Source organism: Paracoccus sp. P2, from assembly GCF_046335115.1.
Lineage (GTDB): Bacteria > Pseudomonadota > Alphaproteobacteria > Rhodobacterales > Rhodobacteraceae > Paracoccus > Paracoccus pantotrophus.
On record NZ_JBGOSN010000030.1, the window covers coordinates 1 to 22,631 of the forward strand.

Annotated in this window: 24 protein-coding genes and 2 pseudogenes; 11 read left to right on the forward strand and 15 right to left on the reverse strand. The window is 68.7% G+C overall.

Features of this window, described 5'->3' with window-relative positions:
• Nucleotides 1-199 (forward strand): hypothetical protein (locus tag ACDP63_RS16975; protein ID WP_409928354.1); only part of this gene is annotated, 199 nt, incomplete at its 5' end.
• A gap of 253 nt (nucleotides 200-452) precedes the next feature.
• On the opposite strand, the gene ACDP63_RS16980 is transcribed toward ACDP63_RS16975, so the two are convergent.
• Nucleotides 453-1,427, reverse strand: coding sequence for a serine hydrolase domain-containing protein (locus tag ACDP63_RS16980; protein ID WP_024846163.1), 975 nt, complete (start codon nucleotides 1,425-1,427; stop codon nucleotides 453-455).
• A 107-nt stretch (nucleotides 1,428-1,534) separates the two neighbouring features.
• Here ACDP63_RS16980 and ACDP63_RS16985 point away from each other — a divergent pair, with 107 nt between their 5' ends.
• The 5 genes and pseudogenes from ACDP63_RS16985 to ACDP63_RS17005 all read left to right on the forward strand — a co-directional run.
• Nucleotides 1,535-1,831 carry a DUF2218 domain-containing protein gene (locus tag ACDP63_RS16985; protein WP_024846164.1) on the forward strand — a complete coding sequence of 99 codons (297 nt, stop codon included), beginning with the start codon at nucleotides 1,535-1,537 and terminating at the stop codon, nucleotides 1,829-1,831.
• Nucleotides 1,832-1,890: 59 nt separating this feature from the next.
• Nucleotides 1,891-3,675, forward strand: a complete 1,785-nt coding sequence (locus tag ACDP63_RS16990; protein ID WP_024846165.1) for a DNA polymerase III subunit gamma/tau — start codon at nucleotides 1,891-1,893, stop codon at nucleotides 3,673-3,675.
• A 3-nt stretch (nucleotides 3,676-3,678) separates the two neighbouring features.
• Entirely contained in the window at nucleotides 3,679-4,023 is a 345-nt protein-coding gene (locus tag ACDP63_RS16995) for a YbaB/EbfC family nucleoid-associated protein (RefSeq protein ID WP_024846166.1), read from the forward strand.
• A 3-nt stretch (nucleotides 4,024-4,026) separates the two neighbouring features.
• Nucleotides 4,027-4,629: a recombination mediator RecR gene (recR, locus tag ACDP63_RS17000; RefSeq protein WP_024846167.1), complete on the forward strand. Its 603-nt coding sequence runs from the start codon at nucleotides 4,027-4,029 to the stop codon at nucleotides 4,627-4,629.
• A 189-nt stretch (nucleotides 4,630-4,818) separates the two neighbouring features.
• Nucleotides 4,819-5,578: pseudogene (locus ACDP63_RS17005) on the forward strand (IS5 family transposase); the annotation flags it as partial.
• A gap of 264 nt (nucleotides 5,579-5,842) precedes the next feature.
• Here ACDP63_RS17005 and ACDP63_RS17010 read toward each other — a convergent pair.
• A pseudogene (locus tag ACDP63_RS17010) lies at nucleotides 5,843-6,604 on the reverse strand (ISL3 family transposase); the annotation flags it as partial.
• 100 nt (nucleotides 6,605-6,704) lie between these two features.
• On the opposite strand from ACDP63_RS17010, the gene ACDP63_RS17015 reads away from it, so the two are divergent.
• Entirely contained in the window at nucleotides 6,705-7,178 is a 474-nt protein-coding gene (locus ACDP63_RS17015; RefSeq protein WP_024845093.1) for a phage virion morphogenesis protein, read from the forward strand.
• Nucleotides 7,179-7,325: 147 nt separating this feature from the next.
• On the opposite strand, the gene ACDP63_RS17020 is transcribed toward ACDP63_RS17015, so the two are convergent.
• The gene (locus ACDP63_RS17020) at nucleotides 7,326-7,772 is read right to left on the reverse strand and encodes an Hsp20 family protein (RefSeq protein WP_024845092.1); all 447 of its coding nucleotides are present in this window, start codon (nucleotides 7,770-7,772) and stop codon (nucleotides 7,326-7,328) included.
• 228 nt (nucleotides 7,773-8,000) lie between these two features.
• Entirely contained in the window at nucleotides 8,001-8,243 is a 243-nt protein-coding gene (locus tag ACDP63_RS17025) for a YdcH family protein (protein ID WP_024845091.1), read from the reverse strand.
• 93 nt (nucleotides 8,244-8,336) lie between these two features.
• Here ACDP63_RS17025 and ACDP63_RS17030 point away from each other — a divergent pair, with 93 nt between their 5' ends.
• Nucleotides 8,337-9,104 carry a DUF599 domain-containing protein gene (locus tag ACDP63_RS17030; RefSeq protein WP_028710548.1) on the forward strand — a complete coding sequence of 256 codons (768 nt, stop codon included), beginning with the start codon at nucleotides 8,337-8,339 and terminating at the stop codon, nucleotides 9,102-9,104.
• On the opposite strand, the gene ACDP63_RS17035 is transcribed toward ACDP63_RS17030, so the two are convergent.
• From ACDP63_RS17035 to ACDP63_RS17065, 7 genes are all read right to left on the reverse strand, one after another.
• The gene (locus ACDP63_RS17035; protein WP_024845089.1) at nucleotides 9,015-10,211 is read right to left on the reverse strand and encodes an MFS transporter; all 1,197 of its coding nucleotides are present in this window, start codon (nucleotides 10,209-10,211) and stop codon (nucleotides 9,015-9,017) included. The genes ACDP63_RS17030 and ACDP63_RS17035 overlap by 90 nt on opposite strands.
• Before the next feature lie 279 nt (nucleotides 10,212-10,490).
• On the reverse strand, nucleotides 10,491-11,276 hold the full coding sequence (locus tag ACDP63_RS17040; RefSeq protein ID WP_024845088.1) for a crotonase/enoyl-CoA hydratase family protein: 786 nt from the start codon (nucleotides 11,274-11,276) through the stop codon (nucleotides 10,491-10,493).
• On the reverse strand, nucleotides 11,273-12,127 hold the full coding sequence (locus ACDP63_RS17045; protein ID WP_024845087.1) for a hydroxymethylglutaryl-CoA lyase: 855 nt from the start codon (nucleotides 12,125-12,127) through the stop codon (nucleotides 11,273-11,275). Before ACDP63_RS17045 ends, ACDP63_RS17040 begins: the two co-directional genes overlap by 4 nt.
• Nucleotides 12,114-12,767 (reverse strand): glutathione S-transferase family protein, encoded by a 654-nt coding sequence (locus ACDP63_RS17050; RefSeq protein ID WP_024845086.1) that lies wholly within the window; start codon nucleotides 12,765-12,767, stop codon nucleotides 12,114-12,116. The genes ACDP63_RS17045 and ACDP63_RS17050 overlap by 14 nt, the downstream gene beginning before the upstream one ends.
• Nucleotides 12,764-14,692: an acetyl/propionyl/methylcrotonyl-CoA carboxylase subunit alpha gene (locus tag ACDP63_RS17055; protein WP_024845085.1), complete on the reverse strand. Its 1,929-nt coding sequence runs from the start codon at nucleotides 14,690-14,692 to the stop codon at nucleotides 12,764-12,766. Before ACDP63_RS17055 ends, ACDP63_RS17050 begins: the two co-directional genes overlap by 4 nt.
• A gap of 79 nt (nucleotides 14,693-14,771) precedes the next feature.
• Nucleotides 14,772-15,281, reverse strand: coding sequence for an O-acetyl-ADP-ribose deacetylase (locus ACDP63_RS17060; protein WP_024845084.1), 510 nt, complete (start codon nucleotides 15,279-15,281; stop codon nucleotides 14,772-14,774).
• A 5-nt stretch (nucleotides 15,282-15,286) separates the two neighbouring features.
• Nucleotides 15,287-16,891, reverse strand: a complete 1,605-nt coding sequence (locus tag ACDP63_RS17065; RefSeq protein ID WP_024845083.1) for a carboxyl transferase domain-containing protein — start codon at nucleotides 16,889-16,891, stop codon at nucleotides 15,287-15,289.
• Between the two features lie 143 nt (nucleotides 16,892-17,034).
• Here ACDP63_RS17065 and ACDP63_RS17070 point away from each other — a divergent pair, with 143 nt between their 5' ends.
• Nucleotides 17,035-17,643 carry an OmpW/AlkL family protein gene (locus ACDP63_RS17070; protein ID WP_114669301.1) on the forward strand — a complete coding sequence of 203 codons (609 nt, stop codon included), beginning with the start codon at nucleotides 17,035-17,037 and terminating at the stop codon, nucleotides 17,641-17,643.
• Nucleotides 17,644-17,720: 77 nt separating this feature from the next.
• On the opposite strand, the gene ACDP63_RS17075 is transcribed toward ACDP63_RS17070, so the two are convergent.
• The 3 genes from ACDP63_RS17075 to ACDP63_RS17085 all read right to left on the reverse strand — a co-directional run bounded on the left by ACDP63_RS17075 (nucleotide 17,721) and on the right by ACDP63_RS17085 (nucleotide 19,989).
• On the reverse strand, nucleotides 17,721-18,206 hold the full coding sequence (locus ACDP63_RS17075) for a lysozyme inhibitor LprI family protein (protein WP_024845081.1): 486 nt from the start codon (nucleotides 18,204-18,206) through the stop codon (nucleotides 17,721-17,723).
• Nucleotides 18,203-18,829 carry a lysozyme inhibitor LprI family protein gene (locus ACDP63_RS17080; RefSeq protein ID WP_409928355.1) on the reverse strand — a complete coding sequence of 209 codons (627 nt, stop codon included), beginning with the start codon at nucleotides 18,827-18,829 and terminating at the stop codon, nucleotides 18,203-18,205. The genes ACDP63_RS17075 and ACDP63_RS17080 overlap by 4 nt, the downstream gene beginning before the upstream one ends.
• Complete coding sequence (locus ACDP63_RS17085) at nucleotides 18,829-19,989, reverse strand: isovaleryl-CoA dehydrogenase (RefSeq protein WP_024845079.1); 1,161 nt, start codon at nucleotides 19,987-19,989, stop codon at nucleotides 18,829-18,831. The genes ACDP63_RS17080 and ACDP63_RS17085 overlap by 1 nt, the downstream gene beginning before the upstream one ends.
• A 183-nt stretch (nucleotides 19,990-20,172) precedes the next feature.
• Here ACDP63_RS17085 and ACDP63_RS17090 point away from each other — a divergent pair, with 183 nt between their 5' ends.
• Together ACDP63_RS17090 and cbiB are read left to right on the forward strand one after the other, a co-directional pair.
• A complete protein-coding gene (locus tag ACDP63_RS17090) occupies nucleotides 20,173-20,739 on the forward strand; it encodes a histidine phosphatase family protein (protein WP_024845078.1) in 567 nt (188 codons plus the stop codon).
• Nucleotides 20,736-21,677, forward strand: coding sequence for an adenosylcobinamide-phosphate synthase CbiB (gene cbiB, locus ACDP63_RS17095; protein WP_028710550.1), 942 nt, complete (start codon nucleotides 20,736-20,738; stop codon nucleotides 21,675-21,677). The genes ACDP63_RS17090 and cbiB overlap by 4 nt, the downstream gene beginning before the upstream one ends.
• Here cbiB and hemC read toward each other — a convergent pair.
• Entirely contained in the window at nucleotides 21,674-22,615 is a 942-nt protein-coding gene (gene hemC / locus ACDP63_RS17100; protein WP_024845076.1) for a hydroxymethylbilane synthase, read from the reverse strand. The two genes, cbiB and hemC, sit on opposite strands and share 4 nt — an antisense overlap.
• Nucleotides 22,616-22,631 lie beyond the last annotated feature (16 nt).

A 22,631-nucleotide genomic window follows, 5' to 3' on the forward strand; every position in this document is an offset into this window, starting at 1 on the left:
CATGGTTCCTGCCTTTCGGCATCGTCCGATCCCCTCGTCCCTGGAGACCAGAAGACGGCGGATCGCAGCTTGCCTCACTGGCCGATTCTCGGCGGATGGCTCAGGCTTCTCGCAAACCTCCGACGAATACGCCGCCGAGGAAGCCCGCGAGCTGGTGCGGCGCTTCACGTCCATGAAGGAGCATCTAACATCGGAATAGGTCGTGGGTTGTGGGCAAAAACAGCCTACAACTTTAGCTATAACATATTGATTTTACGTCAACGGACTTTCGCCATCTTCGCGAACCGGCCAGATTTCGGCCCCATGGTGTCGAACTTCTGACACTTTCCCATGCAAGGCATTGATTTTATTTGGCCAGGAAATGCCCTGGTATCAAGCCCCTTGTCAGCCGTCACCACCGGTCCCCGCGGGCCTCCTCCGGGGTATTTTCGCAACGGAAAAATGGCGGGGGGTTACAGCGCCTGGACCAGCCGGCCGGCCAGCGCATGCAGGTCGCGGCGATAGCCCGAGCGCGCCGAGGGCCGGTCGGGGTCCGAGGTCATGGCGATGGCAACCGGCGACCGGCCCATGGAGCCGGCAGGAAACACATAGATCATCTGCCCGCCATAGCCCCAGCCGTAGCGCACCGGCCGGCCGGCGATACGGCTGATGAACCAGCCATAGCCATAGGCCTCGTCGTTGAAGATCGAGCGGGTGCGCGGCTGCCAGCTTTCCGCGATCCAGCCCGGCGGGATCACCCCCTGCCCGCCCGCGGCATAGGCGGCGCCGAAGCAGAGCAGGCTGCGGGTGCTCATCGCCATCTGGTTGCCGCCCAGATGGATGCCCTGCGGGTCGCGGTCCCAGGCGGCAATGGAAAAGCCGGGAATGTCGAGCCAGTCGCGCGCCAGCGCCAGGGTCGAGCGCCCGGAAGCCCGCGCCAGCATGGCCGAGACCAGATGCGTCGAGGCGGTGGAGTAGAGCATCCCCTGCCCGGGATCGGCGACGAAGGGTGCGGCCAGCGCGGCGCGCACCCAGTTGCGGCTGCTGACCCAGGCCCCGTAATTCGGCCCCGACTGCCGTTCCAGCCCCGCCTGCATCGACAGCAGATGACCCAGCGTCAGCCGGGCGAGGCGCGGGTCGGGATCGGCGGGCAGGTCGGCGCGCAGCAATTCGGCCACCCTCTGGTCGGTGCCGGAAAACAGCCCGCGCGCGATGGCGATGCCGGCCAGCGCCGAGACGATGGATTTCGAGGCCGACTTGATGTTGGTCGGCCGGTCCGGGGTGAAGCCGCCGAAGCCGCGCGCCGCCACCTCCTCGCCGTCGCGCCAGATGGCGATGGCGCGCAGCTGCGGCAGGTCCACCACCTCGAGCATCTCGCGCAGCGCGCCCCGCGCCAGGCACGGCATCGCCAGCAGCGGCAGGGCCAGCAGGATTGAACGTCGCCTCATCCGGGTTATATGGGGGACACCGGGTCCGGGCCGAGCAGGCTCACCCATTCGTGACCCTTTCATGTCCGCCAGCCGCCGCCAGCCGGACCCGCAAGACAGGAAAGCCCATGTCCCAGACCGTCATCCTTTCGACCTGCCGCGTGGCGACCGCGCATGCCAGCCGCTACCTGCAACAGCTCTGCAAGCACTGGGCGCACAAGTTCGAGGTCGAGTTCGACCCGAGCCGCGGCCGCATCGCCATGCCCGAGAACCGCACGGTGACGCTGGCGGCCACGCCCGAGGCGCTGGAGATCCGGCTGGAGGCGCCCGAGGAGACCACCGCGCATATGCGCCACATCGTCGACAGCCACATCGCCCGCTTCGCCTTCCGCGAGGAGTTGGCCTTCGACTGGCAACCGGCCTGAGAGCGGTTGCCGCCCCGGAGCCGGGTCGCTAATCTGCGCCGGTCACGAAAGGCCGGTGCATGAGCGAAGAACAGACCTATCAAGTGCTGGCGCGGAAATACCGCCCCGAGACCTTTGCCGATCTGGTCGGCCAGGACGCGATGGTGCGCACGCTGAAGAACGCCTTCGCGGCGGACCGCATCGCCCAGGCCTTCGTGATGACCGGCATCCGCGGCACCGGCAAGACCACCACCGCGCGCATCATCGCCAAGGGGCTGAACTGCACCGGCCCCGACGGCCAGGGTGGCCCGACGACCGAGCCCTGCGGGGTCTGCGAGCATTGCGTGGCGATCTCCGAGGGCCGGCACGTGGACGTGATGGAGATGGACGCAGCATCTAGAACCGGCGTGAATGATATCCGGGAAATCATTGAATCGGTTCACTATCGCGCCGCCTCCGCCCGCTACAAGATCTATATCATCGACGAAGTCCACATGCTGTCCACCAGCGCCTTCAACGCGCTTCTGAAGACGCTGGAGGAACCACCGCCGCATGTGAAGTTCATCTTCGCCACCACGGAAATCCGCAAGGTACCGGTCACGGTGCTGTCGCGCTGCCAGCGCTTCGACCTGCGCCGCATCGAGCCCGAGGTGATGATCGCGCTGCTGCGCCGCATCGCCTCGGCCGAAGGCGCGCAGATCACCGACGACGCGCTGGCGCTGATCACCCGCGCCGCCGAGGGCTCGGCCCGCGACGCGACCAGCCTTCTGGACCAGGCCATCAGCCACGGCGCGGGCGAGACGACGGCGGCGCAGGTCCGGGCCATGCTGGGGCTCGCGGATCGCGGCCGGGTGCTCGATCTCTTCGACATGATCCTGCGCGGCGCGGCGGCCGAGGCGCTGGCCGAGCTGCAGGCGCAATATGCCGATGGCGCCGACCCGATGGCGGTCTTGCGCGACCTGGCCGAGATCACGCATTGGGTCTCGATCGTGAAGATCACCCCCGAGGCGCTGGACGACCCCACCATCGGCCCCGACGAACGCGCCCGCGGCCAGCAGATCGCGGAAAAGGTGCCGATGCGGGCGCTGACCCGGCTGTGGCAGATGCTGCTCAAGGCGCTCGACGAGGTCGGCCAGGCCCCGAATGCGATGATGGCGGCCGAGATGGCGATCATCCGCCTGACCCATGTCGCCGACCTGCCCGACCCCGAGGCGCTGATCCGCAAGGTGCAGGCCAGCGCCGCAGCGGGTGCGTTCAGCCGCAGCGCCGCGCCCCCGATACAGCGCAGCGAGGCGCGGCAAGATGCACCGCAGGCTGCCGCGCCCCGCGCGCCCGTCGCCGCACGGCCCGATGGCAGCGCCGCGGCGCTCGCCGTCTCGCCCAATGCGCTGGCGGGATTCCCGGATTTCGAATCGGTGATCGACCTGATCCGGCGCATGCGCGACATGAAGCTCTTGCTCGATGTCGAGGACCATCTGCGGCTGGTTCGCTATTCGCCCGGCCGGATCGAGTTCCAGCCCACCGAACACGCGCCGCGCGACCTGGCGCAGCGGCTGGCAGAACGGCTGCGCGGCTGGACCGGCGGCCAACGCTGGGCGGTGACCGTGACCTCGGACCCCGGCCGGCCCACGATCAGCGAACGGCGCGCCGAACGCGAGGCCGAGGCCCGCGCCCGCGCCATGCAGAACCCGACCGTGCAGGCGATCTTCGCCGCCTTCCCCGGCGCGAAGATCACCCGGATCCGGCCCATCCCGGTGCCGGTTGCGGTTGAAAAACCGGCGGGCGAGGATACATCCCCGCATGAGCTGACCGAAGGCCCGGTGGCCGAGGTCGAGGAATGGGATCCCTTCGAGGACGAGGATTAGGCGATGTTCAAGGGCCTTGGCGACATGGGCGATCTGTCAAAGATGATGGAGGCCGCCCAGCAGATGCAAAGCAAGATGGCCGAGATGCAGGAGGGGCTGAACCGCCTGACCGTCACCGGCGAGGCCGGGGCCGGCCTGGTCAAGGCCACGGCGACGGCCAAGGGCGAGCTGACGGCGCTCGACATCGACCCCTCGATCTTCAAGGCCGAGGACAAGGAAGTGGTCGAGGATCTGATCCTGGCCGCGATCAAGGATGCGCAGCGCCGGGCGCAGGACAAGGCGGCCGAGGAAATGGCCCGCCTGACCCGCGAACTGGGCCTGCCCGCCGACATGAAAATGCCCTTCTGACCGATGTCGACCGCCTCCGGCGACGAGATCGAGACGCTGATCGCCACCATGGCGCGGCTGCCGGGACTCGGGCCGCGCTCGGCGCGGCGCATCGTTCTGCACCTGATCCGCCGCCGCGCCGGGCAGATGGCGCAGCTGGCGGCGTTGATGGCCAGCGTGGCGGAAAACGCCCGCGAATGCCTGGTCTGCGGCAATATCACCCAGGCCGACATCTGCCCGATCTGCGCGGACCCGGCCCGCGCCACCGGCGAGATCTGCGTGGTGACCGAGGTGGCCGACCTCTGGGCGCTGGAACGCGGCCGCGCTTTCCACGGCCGTTACCACGTGCTGGGCGGCAGCCTTTCGGCGCTGGACGAAATCGGTCCGGAAGACCTGCGCATCCCCCAGCTTATCGCCCGCATCGCCGAGGAAAACGTCACCGAGATCATCCTCGCCCTCTCGGCCACGGTCGAGGGCCAGACCACCGCGCATTACATCGCCGAGGCCCTGGCCCCGGCCGGCGTCGCCGTGACCGGCCTGGCCCAGGGGGTGCCGATCGGCGGGGAACTGGACTATCTCGACGACGGCACCATCACCGCCGCGCTGCGCGCCCGCCGCCAGTTCTAGCGGCGCCCGCAGAGCCGGGGCTCTGCCCCGGACCCCGGGGTATTTTTGAAACGGAGAAAGACGCGGGAGGCGAGCCCATGCTGCGCATGACAAAAGGGGCTCCGAAACCGGCGCCCCTTGGCATTCTTCGTTCTCCAAATACTCCGGGCTGAGTTGTGCTTCACTTCTGCACATGCATGAGGAGGTGGGATGGCAGGCTTCGATCTGACGGATCTCGAGCGGGAGGTGATCCGGCCTTTGTTGCCAATGAAGGTGCGCGGCGTGAAGCGGGTGGATGACCGGCAGGTGTTGAACGGCATCTTCTGGCGGCTGCGGACGGGGGCGCCCTGGGCGGACATTCCAGCGCGCTACGGCCCCTTTACGGTTTGCGTGAACCGCTTCAGCCGCTGGCGCAAGGCGGGCCATTGGGCGCGCATTCTGCAAGCCGTGTCAGAGGCTTATGACGGGAAAGTCCAGATGATCGACCCGTCCTCGATCCGGGTTCACCAGCATGGGGCGAACCGCCCGAAAAAGGGAGGCGATCCCGTTGCATGGGGCGCGCGCGCGGTGGGCTGACCGCGAAGATCCACGCTGTGGTCGATGCCCGCGGCCGCCCGATCCGCCTGAACCTGACCGAAGGCCAGGCGCATGACGGACGCTCGGGGGACGATATGGTCGGGTCCATCGGCGCGGGCCGGATCCTGCTCGCCGGCCGGGGCTACGACCGCGACCGGCTGCGCGATAGGCTCGCCGAACGCGGTGCCCGGGCCAATATCCGTCCCATACCGACCCGGAAACGCTTTCCTCCCTTCGATCCGGTTCTCNCACCGGCTGCGCGATAGGTTCGCCGAACGCGGTGCCCGGGCCAATATCCGCCCCATACCGACCCGAAAACGCTTTCCTCCCGCGATACGACAAGCGAGACGGCAACTTCCTCGCATCCGTACAACTCGCCTCCATCCGCATATGGTTGCGGAGATATGTGTCGGAACCAGGGTGTCAGGCTGTTCTGCCGAAGGCGGAAAACGTCTTCACCTTCGCCGCGAAGCACGCAACGGACGAGCCCGCGGCTGAGGCCGGTGATACGGAGGATCCGCTTGATGGGCACGCCTTCCCGTCCCATGCGCTGGATCAGCGCGTTGGTCGGCTGGCGCCTCTGAAACCCTTGATATTGCAGCCGCTCTGCAGCGGTCAGGATGCCAGGGTCGAGTTCGGCATGATAGGCCACCTTGCGGATTTGCGACATCGCGCGGCGGACTGCGGACAGGAGCGCATCGCTTGCATTCTGGAGGAGGTGCCAGCGGTCGGCGACCTGTATGGCGTCCGGAAGAGCTTGTGAGATTGCCCGGCCATACCCGCCATTCCGATCCCGCGCGACAATCTCGATCTGCGGATGACGTCGCAGCCAGGCGGCCACGGTCGCGGGCTCGCGATCCGGCAGGAGGTCGATGACAGCGCGGCGCTTGGGATCACGGACCGGGGTGCCGTAGCGCTGCCCCTTGCGCCACGCCCAGTCGTCAAGACCGACGACACGCGGTCGCGGAAACGGCGCATTCGCCGGTCGCACCGCGCCTCGCAGGAAGGTGTCTTTGCTGACGCGCAGCAGAATGCGACGCCCAAGTGCCTGGGCAGGTCGGCCCCCCATGGCCCGACCAAGATATGCAACGAGATCCTGGAAGCGGCCCGTTCGCCGACCATGCGGCTGCGCGAGAGAAACTGGGACTGCCTCGCCAAACGTCTTGACCGGGCATTGCGCAATCAGACATCGGAACCGCCGAACCGAAAGGCGCAGCTGAACAGTTCGGCCGTGGACGGGCAGATCTGCGAGACTGCGGACATAGCGCCCATGTCGGCGCGCCGACCGCAAGCCGCACCCGGGACAGAACGCTTCGGACCGGATCATCTCCGCATCAACCGAAATCACCGCGCCGTCCACCCTGTATCCGGTTGCGCGCACACCCTCAGGCAAGAGCTTGGCATCGCAGCGTGCCGGCATGATGTCCACCTCCTTGAACAAACACACCGAATGTAGAGCGGACGCATACGGACATCACACAATCTGCGTCAGAGCCAGTTTTGCGCGCCGAAACACAGCCGTGCTTAAAATCGAGATCAACGACACAGCTATTTGCCGAGCATTCCAGGGCATAGAGCAAGCATTGACGGATACCTCCGGGCTGATGAACGACCTCGGGGATTCTTTGCTTGCCTCAACCACGAAGCGTTTCAAGGCCGGCATGACGCCGGAAGGAACACCCTTCGTGCCGCGTTCGCCAGTGACGCCTGGGCGCTACGGCAAGGCAGGCGATCGCTACGGAAAGAAGCCTCTGTGGCGGAGCGGTGACCTTTACTGCAAGATCCATATGCAGGCCAAGAAGGACGCCGCCACGATTGGGTCAAACGCCATTCAGGCGGCAATGATGCAGTCCGGTGGTCGCAAGGCCGAATATCCAAACCTCTGGGGCGACATTCCAGCCCGGCCCTTCATCGGCTTTTCTGATGAAGATCGTGGCGACGTGCTGGAAATCATCGACGAATGGTTGCAACGGGCCGCTGGTTCGCCCGGGTAGTGTGGCAGCCAAATTCGCCACACCCCCCGGACTATCGCCTGTAATCGGTTATTCCCACCTGATCCCCCGAATAACAGGCTCAAACCTTTTGACACCGTAGATCAGAGGTTTTGACACATGACAGCCCCCGCGTCCTTCAGCCGAAGCTCAGGCGTCCAGCTTTTCCACCGGCTTCGCCGGCTTGGCGATCTCGATGCGGCGCGGCTTCAGCGCCTCGGGAATCTCGCGCACCAGGTCAATGTTCAGCATGCCGTCCTCGTGGCTCGCCCCTTCGACCCGGACATGGTCGGCCAGGGTGAAGCGGCGCTCGAAGGCGCGGGTGGCGATGCCGCGGTGCAGGTAGCTGCGGCCCTCGTCCTCGGCGGCCTTCCGGCCCGAGACGATGACGGCCCCGTCCTTGACCTCGACATTCAGCTCGTCGGCGGAAAAGCCGGCGACGGCGATCGAGATGCGATAGGCATTCTCGCCGGTCTTCTCGATGTTATAGGGCGGGTAGCTGGCGATATCGGCCGAGAGCGCCCGGTCCATGACATCGGCCATGCGGTCGAAGCCGACCGAGGCACGGTAAAGCGGAGTCAGGTCGAAATTGCGCATGTTTCGCATCCTTCTTCAAGCGATACAAAGGCTTGCCCCCCGGTCCGGGCGGGCAGGTCCGTCGGCGCCGCAAGGGCCCTCCGACAGCGTTGAAGTAGGAATGCGGCCCGCGGCTTTCAAGTCCGGGCCAAGGCGCGGATCGCCCGGCAAAAAGGGCGCGCGGCGGGGCCGCGCGCGCCTCCTGCCTCTCCCGAGCCGCCGCCGTACGGCCGGCGCGCGACCGGCCGATCAGGCGCGGGCAGCAGCCAGCATGCGGGCGATTTCGTCCTTCAGCCCGGCGCGCTTCTTGCGCAACGCGTTCTCGGCCTCCTCCGACATCGGCGTATGGCGGCTTTCCGCCCCCGCAACCTCGTCGTTCACCGCGTCATATTCCTCAAGCAGGCGCGCGAAATGCGCATCCGAGACCTTCAGCTCGTGAATGCGCGCCGCATCGTTCGGAAATTCCTCGTGGATGGCGTGAGGTGCTGCCATTTTCATCTACTCCGGTACAAAGACAACCAGACCGCTGGATAGACGCCGCGCCGCCGGCTGGCAACAACAAGACCACGAGGATAGAACCGCGCCATGGACCCGAACACCGCCCTGCCCGGCCTGACCGCCTTCGGCCCGCTCACCCCGGCCGACCTTGCTGCCCTGCTCTGGCTGTTCCTGGCCTGGCTGGGCATAGGCTGGATCACCGAATACCCGCCCAAGGCCCATCCTTCGGTCACGGTGCTGATGAAGGCGCATCGCCGCGAATGGATGCGACAATTCATCACACGCGACCCGCGCATCTTCGACAGCGCCATCCTGACCACCCTGCGCGAGGGCACGGCCTTCTTCGCCTCGGCCTGCCTGATCGCGGTGGGGGGCGGGCTGGCCCTGATCGGCAATACCGACCAGCTTGCCGGCGTGGCGCGCCAGTTCGACCTGGGCCATGTGCCGACGCTGAAATGGGAAATCAAGATCGTCGTGGTGCTGTTTTTCGTGGCCAATGCGCTGTTGCGCTTCGTCTGGTCGCACCGGCTCTTCGGCTATTGCGCGATCATCATGGCCTCGGTCCCGAACGAGCCCGACGACCCGCGCGCCCTGCCGCTGGCCATGCAGGCGGCCGATATCAACATCACCGCGGCGAAAAGCTTCAACTCGGGGCTGCGCTGCGTCTATTTCGCGCTGGGGGCGCTTGGCTGGCTGGCTGGACCGCTGGGCCTGTTCCTGGCCACCAGCTATGTGCTCTTCATCTCGTGGCGACGCGAATTTGCCTCACACTCGCGCCGGGCGATCATGAAGCTGGTCCCCGGCGAGACGGGCCTGCCACCAGGCAAGCCCGAGGGCGAGCAGCCCGGCCCCTGACAGCGCCACCGCCACCAGCCCCGAGGAACGCCAGCCCCAGCCCGCCGCCAGCGCCAGCCCCGCGAGCCAGGGCCCCAGCGCATTGGCGGCGTTGAAGGCGGCGTGGTTCATCGCCGCGGCCATGCTCTGCGCTTCGCCGGCGACCTCCATCAGCCGGGTCTGCAAGGGCACCACCATGCCCGAGCCCAGGCCCAGCAGGAAGGACGAGGCCAGCATCAGCCCCCAATTGCCCACCGCCCAGGCGGCGAAGGCCTGGGTCGCGGCCATGAACAGCATCAGCCGCAAGGCCGCGCCCCAGGTGCCGTGGCGCATGGTCAGCCGCGCGGCCAGGATGCTGCCCAGAGTGCCGCCGATGCCGAAGGCCGAAAGCGCGGCCGGGATCGCCCAGCCCGGCGCCTGTGTCGTCGCCAGGATTGCGGCCGAAAGATAGGAATAGACCGCAAAAAGCCCGCCGAAGCCGATGGCGCCGACCAGCAGGATCAGCATGACGGCCGGATTGCGCAGCGCCTTCAGCTCGGCCAGCGGCTGCGCATCCCTGGGCGCACCGACCCGCGGCGCCAGCCGCAGGATCAGCCAGCCCGCCAGCAGCGCCAGCACGCCGGGCAGCGCAAAGCCCCAGCGCCAGCCAAGCCCCTGCCCCAGCACCCCGGCCAGCGGCACCCCGGCGATATTGGCGATGGTCAGGCCCAGCAGCACCTGCGTCACCCCCTTGGCGCGCTGGTCCCGCGGCAGGGCATCGGCGGCAAACAGCATGGCCACGCCCAGGAAGCCGCCATGCGGCAGCCCGGCCAGGAAGCGGGTACCGACCAGGGTGCCATAGCCCGGCAGCACCGCCGCCAGCAGGTTCATCACCCCATAGGCCGCGATCAGGGCCGCCAGATAGCGCCGCCGCGGCAGCCGCGCGCCCAGGATCGAGGTGATCGGCGCGCCCACCACCACGCCCAGCGCATAGGCCGACACCACATGGCCGGCCTGCGGCTCGCTGATGCCGAGGTCGCTGGCATACCAGGGCAAGAGCCCCATGGCGGCGAATTCCGATGTGCCGATGGCGAAGGCGCCAAGGCCCAGGGCAAGGATGGCAAGCTTGAGATTGGGCTGCGGCGGCATGGCGGCACCTTCAGGGCTGGCGGATCTGGGAAAAACAGGCCCGCTAGCGTTAACAGATGCGACCATATGCCGCCAAGCCGCCTGCCGCGAAGTCCTGACATGCAATGGGCGCAAGGCTGCGACGGCATGCCGCCGGTTGTCTTCTTCGTTCCCCAAATACCCAAATCCCGCAGCGCGGGCAGGCGCAGCGTCGATGCGGCGACTGAACCTGCAATCTCGGCCCTGCAGAAAATCTTCCGATGAGTATTTTCGGAACGAAGAAGATACCGGGCCAGCGCCTCAGCCCGGCTGCCAGCGTGGCTTGCGCTTGTCGAAGAAGGCGGCGATGCCTTCCTGCGCCTCGTCGCCTTCCCAGACATCGACCAGGGCCTGGATGCTGGCCTCGATCTCGGCCTCGCCGATGGGCGGGCCGAGGCGGCGGGCCAGGCGCTTGGCTGCCGCCACCGCGCCGGGGGCGCAGGAGAGATAGGGCGCGATTTCGGCCTCGACGGCCGCGTCCAGCACCGCGGCATCGGCAAGGCTCGCCAGCAGGTTCAGCCGCATCGCCTCGCCCGCGTCGAAGAGGCGCGCGGACATGAAGACGCGGCGCGCCCTGTCCTCGCCCATGCGGGCCAGGACATAGGGGCCGATGGTGGCGGGGATCAGGCCGAGCCGGGTCTCGGTCAGGCCGAAGCGCGCCTCGGGCACGGCCACGGCGACATCGCAGACCGAGATCAGGCCGACCCCGCCGCCGAAAGCATTGCCCTGGACCCGGCCGATCAGCGGCTTGGGCAGGGTATTCAGCGCGTTCAGCATCATGGCGAGTTCGCGGGCGCCGGCCCGGCGGGTCTCGGCATCGGCGCGCATCTGCTCCTGCATCCAGCCCAGATCGCCGCCGGCGCAGAAGCTCTTGCCCTCGGCCGCCAGCACCACGACGCGCACCGCCGGATCGGCGCCGAGCGCCCGGGCGGCTTCGGTCAATTCGCGGATCATCTGCGCCGACAGCGCATTGTGCTTGTCCGCGCGCGCCAGCCACAGATGCGCCACGCCGCGGGCGTCGGTGTCGATGCGGATCGCCTCCATCATGCTCCTCCTCTCATCGCGCGCGCCATGGCGGCGGCCCGTTCGATCACCGCCATGTCGAGCCCGGTGTCATGGCCTTGCGCAGCCAGATGGGCGGCGACGGCTTCGGTCGCGACATTGCCCGCCGCACCGGGCGCATAGGGGCAGCCGCCCAGGCCCCCGACCGCGGCGTCGAAGACCCGCAACCCACGCGCAAGGCTCGCGTCGATATTCTCCAGCGCCCGGCCGGCGGTGTCGTGGTAATGGCCAGCCAGCCTGTCGGGCGGCAGTTCCTGCAGCACGGCGGAGAGCATGGCATCGATGGTCTCGGGCCGGCCCTGGCCGATGGTGTCGCCCAGGCTGACCTCGTAGCAGCCCATGTCGCGCAGGGCGGCGGTGACCCGGGCGACATTCGCGGGCGGCACCGGCCCATCGAAGGGGCAATCCGTCACCACCGAAACATAGCCGCGCAGCGGAATGCCGTCGGCCCGCGCCGCCTCGGCCACGGGCGCGAAGCGTTCCAGGCTTTCGGCGATGCTGGCGTTCAGGTTGGCGCGCGAGAAGCCTTCCGAGGCCGAGGCGAAGATCGCCACCTCGTCCGCGCCGGCCGCCCGCGCCGCCTCGTAGCCGCGCAGGTTGGGGGTCAGCACCGCGTAGCGGATGCCGGGCCGCCGGGCGATGCCGGCCATGACCTCGGCCGCGTCGGCCATCTGCGGCACCCATTTCGGCGGCACGAAGCTGGTGACCTCGATGCGCCGGAAGCCGGCCTGCGACAGCAGGTCGACCAGCGCGATCTTTTCCGCCGCCGGGATCGGGCGCTTTTCGTTCTGCAGGCCGTCGCGGGGGCCGACTTCGAAGATCTCAACCTTGGACATCGGGCACCTCGTAGAAATCGCGGTCATAGATCGCGTCGCCCCCGGCGCGGGTGGCGGCGCGGCGATAGGCGGGACGCGCCGTCATGCGGTCGCGATAGGCCGCCAGCGCCGGATGGTCGGCGGCGGGCAGGAAGCGGAACAGCGCCTCGATATTGAAGCCCAGCATGCAATCGGCGGCGGAAAACCCGGAGAGCAGCGTCTCGCGCCCCGCCAGATGATCGTCCAGTGCCCGGGCGGTGACGGCCAGCCGTTTCGTGTCGAGGCGCATCAGCGGGATCGAGCGCGCGCTTTCGGGCCGCAGGAAGATATGGTGGATGTTCAGGGCCTGCAGGATATTCGCCTGGGTCTCGGCGAAATGCACCCATTCCAAGAAATCGCCGCGCTCGGGCGCGCCCGGTTTCGGGGCCAGCCTGCCCTCGCGCTCGGTCAGGTATTGCAGGATGGCGCCGGATTCGAAGATGGCGCGGCCGTCGATTTCCAGCGCCGGGATGCGGCCTGCGGGGGACAGCGCGCGGAACGCGGCGCTGCGCAGGCTGCCGTCGGTCAGCGACCAGAGCCGCAATTCGCAATCGAGCCCCAGTTCCTCGATCAGCCAGAGCACGCGCATCGAGCGCGAGCCGGGGACGTGATGCAGGATCATGCGTGTTCTTCCTCCTCCAGCCGGATCAGGGCGGCGCCGGCCTCGACCTGGTCGCCGGCCTGGGCGAAGACCTCGGCCACGCGACCGTCGCGGGCGGCGGTCAGCGTATGCTCCATCTTCATCGCCTCGAGGATCGCCAGCGGCTCGCCCGCCGCCACCTCCTGCCCCGGCTCGACGAAGATCACCTTGACGAGGCCCGGCATCGGCGACAGCGTCATGCCGCCGCCCGCCTCCTCGCCGCCGCGCGCCAGCGGGTCGAGGGGGGCGAGCGTCAGCGAGCGGCCGCCGAAGACGCTGGTGCCCGCGGCGTGGTTGACGATGCGCGAGCGGCGCGGGCTGCCGTCGACCCACCAGCGCCCGCCCTCATAGCCGATCTCATGCGTGCTGCCGTCCAGCGTGACGCGGGCGGCACCGGGGCCCAGCACCTCCAGCACCGCCTCGCCGCCCTCCCAGGCGATGGTGCGGCGCAGGGGCTGCCAAAGGGTGATGCCACCGCGCAGCATCGGATCGTCCAATCCGGCAAGGCCGAGGACCGCTAGCGCCTTGGCCCGCGGATCGGGCTCGGCGGCGGCGACCAGCGCCTGAAGGTCGCGGGCGATCAGGCCGGTATCGACCTCGCCCTTGCCGAAGCCCTCGTGCCGGGTCAGCGCGATCAGGAAATCGACATTGGTGACCGAACCCGCCACCTCGGTATCGACCAGCGCCGATTCCAGTGCCCGCAGCGCGATGGCGCGGGTCGCGCCATGGGTGACGATCTTGGCGATCATCGGATCATACCAGGGCGAGATGGTGTCGCCGGGCCGTACCCCGGTCTCGATCCGGGCATGGTCGGGAAAGCGCAGATGCGCAAGGGTTCCGGTGGCGGGCAGGAAGCCCGCCGGCACGTCCTCGGCATAGAGCCGGGCCTCGAAGGCATGGCCGGTGATGGTCAGATCCTCCTGCCGGGCCGGCAGGGGCTCGCCGCTGGCGACGCGCAGCTGCCATTCCACCAGATCGACGCCGGTGATCAGTTCGGTCACCGGATGCTCGACCTGCAGGCGGGTGTTCATCTCCATGAACCAGAAACCGTCGGGGCGCAGGCCCTGGCTGGCATCGACGATGAATTCGACCGTGCCGGCGCCGGCATAGCCGATGGCCTCGGCGGCGCGGGCGGCGGCCGCGCCCATGGCCGCGCGCATCTCGGGCGTCATGCCGGGGGCCGGGGCTTCCTCGATCACCTTCTGGTGACGGCGTTGCAGCGAGCAGTCGCGTTCGAACAGGTGCAGCGCGCGGCTGCCGTCGCCAAAGACCTGCACCTCGATATGGCGGGGCTGCTGGATGTATTTCTCGATCAGCACCGCCGGGTTGCCGAAGGCGGTGGCGGCCTCGCCCTGCGCCGATTGCAGCGCGGCCGGGAAGTCCCGCGCATGCTCAACCAGGCGCATGCCCTTGCCGCCGCCGCCGGCCACCGCCTTGATCAGCACCGGATAGCCGATTCTGTCGGCCTGGTCCGCCAGATGGGCGGCGTCCTGGTTCTCGCCGTGATAGCCGGGCACGACCGGCACGCCCGCCTCGGCCATCAGCGCCTTGGCGGCGTCCTTGAGGCCCATCTTGCGGATGGCGTCGGCCGAGGGGCCGATGAAGGCCAGCCCCGCCGCCGTCACCGCATCGACGAAATCCGGGTTCTCGCTGAGGAAGCCGTAGCCGGGATGGATGGCCTGCGCGCCGGTCTCGCGCGCGGCCTGGATGATGGCGTCGCCGCGCAGGTAGCTGTCCCTGGGCGCCGGACCGCCGATCGGCACGGCCTCGTCGGCCATGGCGACGTGGCGGGCGCCGCGATCGGCCTCGGAATAGACTGCGACGGTGCGCACGCCCAGCTTGCGGGCGGTGTCGATGACCCGGCAGGCGATCTCGCCGCGGTTGGCGATCAGGATCTTCTGGAACATGGGCAGCTCCTCGTGGCGCGGGCGGCGCCGGGGGTTTCACACCCCCGGACCCCCGTGGGGTATTGGGGAAACGGAGAAATCATCGGCGGGCCTCGTCCACCGCACGGCGAAGCGTGGCGTGGCTGGCGGCGTCGAAGCCGACCAGAGTTACCTCGAGGCCGGCGCCGTGGCCGAGGATGGTGGCCACGGCGATGCGGGCGGCACGCTCGGCCGGGAAGCCGTAGATGCCGGTCGAGATCGCCGGGAAGGCGATGCGGGCGAGGTCATGGGCCTGGGCGAGGAGCAGGCTGTGGCGATAGGCGCTGGCGAGCAGCGCGTCCTCCTCCGCCCCGCCGCCCCGCCAGACCGGGCCGACGGCATGGATCACGTAGCGGGCCGGCAGGGCGTAGCCGCGGGTGATGCGGGCCTCGCCGGTCGGGCAGCCGCCGATGCTGCGGCATTCGTCGAGCAGTTCGGGCCCGGCGGCGCGGTGGATGGCGCCGTCCACCCCGCCGCCGCCCAGCAGGCTGCGATTGGCGGCGTTGACGATGGCGTCCATGGCGAGCCGGGTGATGTCGCCTTGCAGGGTGGTGAGGCGGGGCCGGTCCATGGCCGTCACATCCGGAAGATGCCGAAGCGGGTCGGCTCGATCGGCGCGTTGAGGCTGGCGCGCAGGCTCAGCGCCAGCACGTCGCGGGTCTTGCGCGGGTCGATGATGCCGTCGTCCCAGAGCCGGGCCGAGGCATAGAGCGGGTGGGACTGGCGCTCGAACATCTCGATGGTGGGGCGCTTGAACTCGGCCTCTTCCTCGGGCGACCAGCTGCCGCCCTGGCGCTCGATCCCCTCGCGGCGCACGGTGGCGAGCACGCCCGCCGCCTGCTCGCCGCCCATCACCGAGATGCGCGAATTGGGCCAGGTCCAGAGGAAGCGCGGCCCGTAGGCGCGGCCGGCCATGCCGTAATTGCCGGCGCCGAAGCTGCCGCCGACCAGCATGGTGATCTTGGGCACGCTGGTGGTCGCCACCGCCGTCACCATCTTGGCGCCGTGCCGGGCGATGCCCTCGTTCTCGTATTTGCGGCCGACCATGAAGCCGGTGACATTCTGCAGGAAGACCAGCGGGATGCCGCGCATCGAGCAGAGTTCGATGAAATGCGCGCCCTTCTGCGCGGCCTCCGAGAAGATCACGCCGTTATTGGCGACGATGCCGATGGGGCAGCCTTCGAGATGCGCGAATCCCGTCACCAGCGTCTCGCCGAAGCGGGCCTTGAACTCGTCGAAGCGCGAGCCGTCCACGACGCGCGCGATCACCTCGCGGATGTCATAGGGGATCTTCAGGTCGGCGGGGACGACGCCCAGGATCTCCTCGGGGTCATGGGCCGGGGGCTCGGGGGGTTGCCATTGCACGGTCGCAGGCAGGCTGCGGTTGAGGTTCCCAATGGCGCGGCGGGCGAGGGCGAGGGCATGGGCGTCGTCCTCGGCCAGGTAGTCGGCCACGCCCGAAAGCCGGGTGTGCACGTCGCCGCCGCCCAGATCCTCGGCCGAGACCACCTCGCCGGTCGCGGCCCGGACCAAGGGCGGTCCGGCGAGGAAGATCGTGCCCTGGCCCTTGACGATGATCGTCACGTCGGACATGGCCGGGACATAGGCGCCGCCCGCCGTGCAGCTGCCCATGACCACGGCGATCTGCGCGATGCCCTTGGCCGACATCCGCGCCTGGTTGTAGAAGATGCGGCCGAAATGGTCGCGGTCGGGAAAGACCTCGTCCTGGTTGGGCAGGTTGGCGCCGCCGGAATCGACCAGGTAGACGCAGGGCAGCTGGCATTCCTCGGCGATCTCCTGCGCGCGCAGGTGCTTTTTCACCGTCATCGGGTAATAGGTGCCGCCCTTGACCGTGGCATCGTTGGCCACCACCATCACCTCTTGCCCATGCACCCGGCCGATGCCGGCGATCACGCCCGCGCAGGGCGCGGCGCCGTCATACATGCCATGCGCGGCCGTGGCGCCGATCTCCAGGAAGGGCGAGCCGGGATCGAGCAGATTCGCCACCCGCTCGCGCGGCGGCATCTTGCCGCGGGCGACATGGCGCTCCAGCGCCTTCGCGCCGCCGCCCGACGCCGCGGCCAGCGCCGCCTCGCGCACGGTTTCCAGCATGGCCAGATGCGCCGCGCGATTGGCGCGGAAGGTTTCCGAGGAAGGCAGGACCGAGGTGCCAAGCTTCATCGCATCATCCTTTCGGGCAGGGTGCCGGAGATCTGCGCCAGTTTGTCGCAGGTCGGCCAAAAGCGGAAATCTTGATCCAGATCAACGTCGAAGCCCGAAGCAAGGCGCGATGAGCGGACATGCGACAAGAAGAGAGGATCGCCATGAGACACAAGCTTGCCATTGCCGCGGCACTTGCCGCGCTTGCTTCGCCTGCACTTGCGCAATCGCAAGGCGAATGGACGCTCGGCTTCGGGATCGCGCATGTGAATCCGAAATCGGACAATGGCGTGCTGGCAGGGCCGACGCCGATCAGCATCGACGACAGCACCCGCCCCAGCATCACCTTCGAATATTTCATCCGCGACAATATCGGCATCGAGGTGCTGGGCGCCCTGCCCTTCAAGCATTCGATCAAGTCGAACGGGACCGAGATCGGCACGGTCAAGCACCTGCCGCCGGTCGTCTCGCTGCAATATCACTTTGACATGCATCCGCGCTGGAAGCCCTTTGTCGGCCTGGGCGTGAACTTCACCGGTTTCTGGGACGGCGAGGCCAAGGGGCCGCTGGCCGGCAGCGAATTGCGGGTCAAGAACAGCTGGGGCCTGGCCGCGCATCTGGGCGTGGATCACTGGATCAACGACCGCTCGGCCCTGCGCGCCGACCTGCGCTGGATCGACATCAATGCCGATGTCGAGCTGGACGGCGCCAATATCGGCTCGGTCGATGTCGATCCGGTGGTTGCCGGCATCAGCTATGTGATCAAGTTCTAGGCCGCCGTCACGGCCTTGCGGGGGGCGCTGCCATCGGCGGCGCCCCTTTTGCGTGTCTCTGCTCATCGCCGTCCTGTTCATCGCGGGTCTACCAGCGCCATGAGCAGCGCCACCTGCCGCGCCGTCTCGTCCCGGATGCAGCGGGCACGGGCCAGGTCGCCCTTGCCCTCGGCCGCCGCGTCCCGGACCTGGTTGCACAGATCCTCGCGGAACTGCAGCCAACTGCGCTCGGCCTGGCGCAGCATCTCCTGCGCCCCGTTGTCCTTCTTTCCCTGGGCCTTCAGCGCCGCCTCGTAGACCCCGGTCAGCTTCGCCTCCCAGGCCTGATGCGAGGCGTCGAGGCAGTTCGCCATCGGAAAATCCGGGTCGTCGCCGGTATATTTGCCGCGTGCGTAGTCGAGGCAGGCTTCCATGCCGGTCGCGGCGCAATCGGCGCGGGTGCCTTGGGTCGAGGCATCGGCAAGGCAACGGTCGATGGCGGCGGGATCGAAGCCCGAGGCATCGCCGGCCAAGCATGGCGCCGCCAGCAGCAGGGCCAGCGCGCATCCGGCCAGGCGGTTCATTCCATCCCCTCCGCGATGTCGCGCAGGCGCAGCGCCTGTTCGGCCGTCAGGCGCAGCACGCAATCCTGGGCTGCCGGACCGCCCAGCGTGCCGCCCTGATAGCGCAGGCTCTCATAGCGGCAAGAGGCATCGCGGAAGGCGATCCAGTGGCGCTGCGCCTGCTGCAGGGCCGGGGCCGCCGGTTCGGCGGCCGAGCCGAGATCGGCCAGTTCCGCATCCGCCGCCTTGGCGGCCTTCAGCGCCCGCTCGTAATAGCCGTTCAGCAGCGTGTCCCAATCCTTCGCCTCATGGCCCAGGCATTCCACCATGCCCACGGTGGTCTCGCCGCCCGGAGTCGCCATGCATTGCGTCGAGGCCTGGCCAATGCAGCTTCGCAGCCCCGGCGCGGCGNCCTTCGCCTCATGGCCCAGGCATTCCACCATGCCCACGGTGGTCTCGCCGCCCGGAGTCGCCATGCATTGCGTCGAGGCCTGGCCAATGCAGCTTCGCAGCCCCGGCGCGGCGCTGGCATCGGCTTCCGCATCCGCAATGCATTTCGCGAAACCATCGGCATCGTATCGCGGGCCGTCCTGGGCCAGCGCCGGGCCGGCGGCCAGCAGCAGGGACAGGACAAGCGGGCGCATCAGGCGATCTCCATCAGCTGGCGACCGATCAGCATGCGGCGGATTTCCGAGGTGCCGGCGCCGATCTCCATCAGCTTGGCGTCGCGGAACAGCCGGCTGACCACCGAATCGTTCAGGAAGCCCGCGCCCCCCAGCGCCTGCACCGCCTGATGCGCCTGCACCATGGCTTGTTCGCTGGCGTAAAGCACCGCGCCCGCCGCATCCTGTCGCGTCACCTTGCCGGCATCGCAGGCTTTCGCCACCTCGTAGACATAGGCCCGCGCCGTGTTCAGCGCGACATACATGTCGGCGATCTTGCCCTGCATCAGCTGGAACGAACCGATCGGCTGGCCGAACTGCTTGCGTTCCTTGACATAGGGCATCACCTCGTCGAGGCAGGCGGCCATGATGCCGGTGCCGATGCCCGACAGCACCAGCCGCTCGTAATCGAGGCCGGACATCAGCACCCGCACGCCCTTGCCTTCCTCGCCCAGCACGTTCTCGAAGGGCACCTCGCAATCCTGAAAGATCAACTCGCCGGTGTTCGAGCCGCGCATGCCCAGCTTGTCGAAATGCGGGCTGGTCGAGAAGCCCTTCATGCCGCGTTCGACGATGAAGGCGGTGATGCCCTTGCTGCCGGCCTCGGGGTCGGTCTTGGCATAGACCACCAGCGTATGGGCGTCGGGCGCGTTGGTGATCCAGTATTTGTTGCCGTTCAGCACATAGCGGTCGTTCTTCTTCTCGGCCCGCAGCTTCATGCCGACCACGTCGCTGCCCGCGCCTTCCTCGGACATGGCCAGCGCACCGACCGCCTTGCCGCTGCACAGGTCGGGCAGGTATTTCGCCCGCTGCTCGTCGGTGCCGTTCAGCTTGATCTGGTTCACGCAAAGATTGGAATGCGCGCCATAGGACAGGCTGACCGAGGCCGAGGCGCGGGCGATCTCCTCGGTGGCGATCACATGCGCCAGATAGCCCATGCCGCTGCCGCCGAACTCCTCGGGCACGGTGATGCCCAGAAGGCCCAGATCGCCCATCTCGCGCCACAGCTCGTTCGGAAAGGCGTTGCTGCGGTCCACCTCGGCCGCGATGGGCTTCACCCGCTCCTGCGCCCAGCGATGGACGGTGTCGCGCAGGGCGTTCACGTCCTCGCCCAGGTCGAACTGCATTCCCGCGGTGAACATCGGCCATCTCCTCCATTTATTGAACGAGTGTTCATTTAACTGATTTATGCCGCCGGGGCGGGGCCCGCGTCAAGCCTTCTGTGCGGCATCTCCTCTTGCGGTCGATCCTGCGCCGGCCGAGGCTTCGTTGACAAGCCTGTCCCCTCGCGCCATTCCTGCCGCGGAAAGCCGCAAGGATGCCCGATGAGCCCGCTTCCCGATACCGCCGCGCGGCTGCTGATCCTGCGCCACGCGCCACTGGCCCAACCTGGACTGGCAGGGCGGCGCGACGTGGCGGCGGATTGCAGCGACCGGGCAACACTCGCCTGGGCGCGCACGGCGCTGGCTGTGGCGGGAACGCATTGGTCCAGCCCCGCCCTGCGCTGCCGGCAGACCTGCGCGGCTCTGGAGCTGGACCCCGAATGGCACCCCGCCCTGTGGGAGCAGGATTTCGGCGCCTGGGAGCAGCCCGGCGCCGCCATCCCGGACCTTGGCCCGCTGCCGCCCGCGGAACTTGCCCGCCAGCGCCCCCCGGGGGGCGAAAGCTTCCTCGACATGGCGGCGCGGGTGCAGCCGCTGCTGGCGCGCGCGCAGGGCACGGTGGCGGTGATCGCCCATGCCGGCACGGTGCGCGCCGCCCTGGCCCTGGCGGTCGGCCCGGCGGCACTGTCCTTTTCCGTGGCGCCGCTGTCGCTGACCATCCTGTCGCGCAGCCCTGCCGGCTGGGCCGTCGAGGCCGTCAACCGGGTCGCGCCCCAGGCCGCGCCATGATCCTGTCGCAGGACACGCTGACCATTGCGCTGGTGGCGCTGCTGGTCGATGCGCTGATCGGCTGGCCCGAGGCGCTCTATCGCCGCATCTCGCATCCGGTGGTCTGGCTCGGGCGGCTGATCTCGGCGCTGGACGCCCGCTGGAACAGGGGTGGGCATCGCATCGCCCGCGGCGCGCTGGCGGTGGGGGTGACGGTCGGCACGGCGCTGCTTCCGGCGCTGCTGCTGACCTGGGCGCTCGCGCCGCTGCCCTTGGGCCCCGTCCTGCTGGGCGTGCTGGCCTGGCCGCTGGTCGCCACCCGCTCGCTGCACGACCATGTCGCCGCGGTGGCGCGACCCTTGGCCGAGGGGGATGTACCGGCGGCGAAAGCGGCGGTGGCGATGATCGTCGGCCGCGACCTGGACGACCGGCCCGAGCCCATCGCCCGCGCGGCGCTGGAAAGCCTGGCCGAGAACGCCTCGGACGGCGTGGTCGCGCCCCTGTTCTGGGCAGCGGTGGCCGGTCTGCCGGGAATCGCCGCCTACAAGGCGATCAACACGCTCGATTCGATGATCGGCCACATGAGCCCGCGCCATGCGCTGTTCGGGCGGGCGGCGGCACGGCTGGACGATCTGGTGAACCTGCCGGCCTCGCGGCTGACGGCGCTGCTGTTCCTGCTGGCCGCGCCGCCTGCCGGAGGACGCGCGGCAGGGGTGATCCGGCGCGACGCGCGCCGCCACCGCTCGCCCAATGCCGGCTGGCCCGAGGCCGCCATGGCCGGCGCGCTGGACGTGCGCCTGTCCGGCCCGCGCCGCTATCACGGCGTGGAAAGCCCCGAGCCATGGCTGAACGGGGCCGCTCGCGACCCCGGCGCAACGGACCTGCTGCGCGGGCTGGCGCTTTATCGCCGGGCGATGGCGCTGCTGGGTTTGGGTCTGGCGCTGGCGATTCCGCTCTAGGACCAGTCGAAGAAATCGGCCGGCGCCCGGCCGCGCAATTCCTCGGCCAGGTCGGTGCCCATGGCTGCGCCCTCCGAGGCCGGACCGATGCGCTCGCCCGCGATGACCTCGCTGCCGTCGGGGCGCAGGATCTCGCCGCGCAGCCGCAGCCGGTCGCCATCCAGTTCCGCCAGCCCGGCGATGGGCGTCTGGCAGGAGCCGTCGAGCCGGGCGAGGAAGGCGCGCTCGGCCGTCACCCGCAGCGCGCTGTCCCGGTCCGAGATCGCCGCCAGCAGCGCGGCAATGCGCGCGTCATCGGCGCGCCGCTCGACCCCGATGCAGCCCTGCGCCACCGCGGGCAGCATCTCGTCGGGATCGACCGCGCCGCGCGCGACATGCAGCATGCCCAGCCGCGTCAGCCCCGCCATGGCCAGGAAGGTCGCCACGGCCACGCCTTCCTCCAGCTTTTTCAACCTGGTCTGCACGTTTCCTCGAAACTCGACCAGGTTCAGGTCGGGCCGCCGCGCCGCCAGCTGCGCCCGCCGCCGCAGGCTCGATGAACCGACGACAGCACCCTGGGGAAGCTCGGAAATCGCCGCGAACCGGGCGCTGACAAAGGCGTCGCGCACATCCTCGCGCGGCAGGTAGCAGTCGATCACCAGCCCCTCGGGCTGGATCGTCGGCATGTCCTTCATGGAATGCACGGCGATGTCGATCTCGCCCGCCAGCAGCGCATCCTCGATCTCGCGGGTGAACAGGCCCTTGCCGCCGATCTCCTTCAGCGGGCGGTCCAGAACGCGGTCGCCGGTGGTCTTGATCACCACGATCTCGAAGGACTTGGCGGCAAGGCCATGCGCGGCCATCAACCGGTCGCGGGTTTCATGCGCCTGCGCCAGCGCAAGCGCCGAGCCGCGGGTGCCGATGCGGATGGGGTTCTGGGGGTCGGGCATCTGGGTCATGGCACAGGGCTTAGCG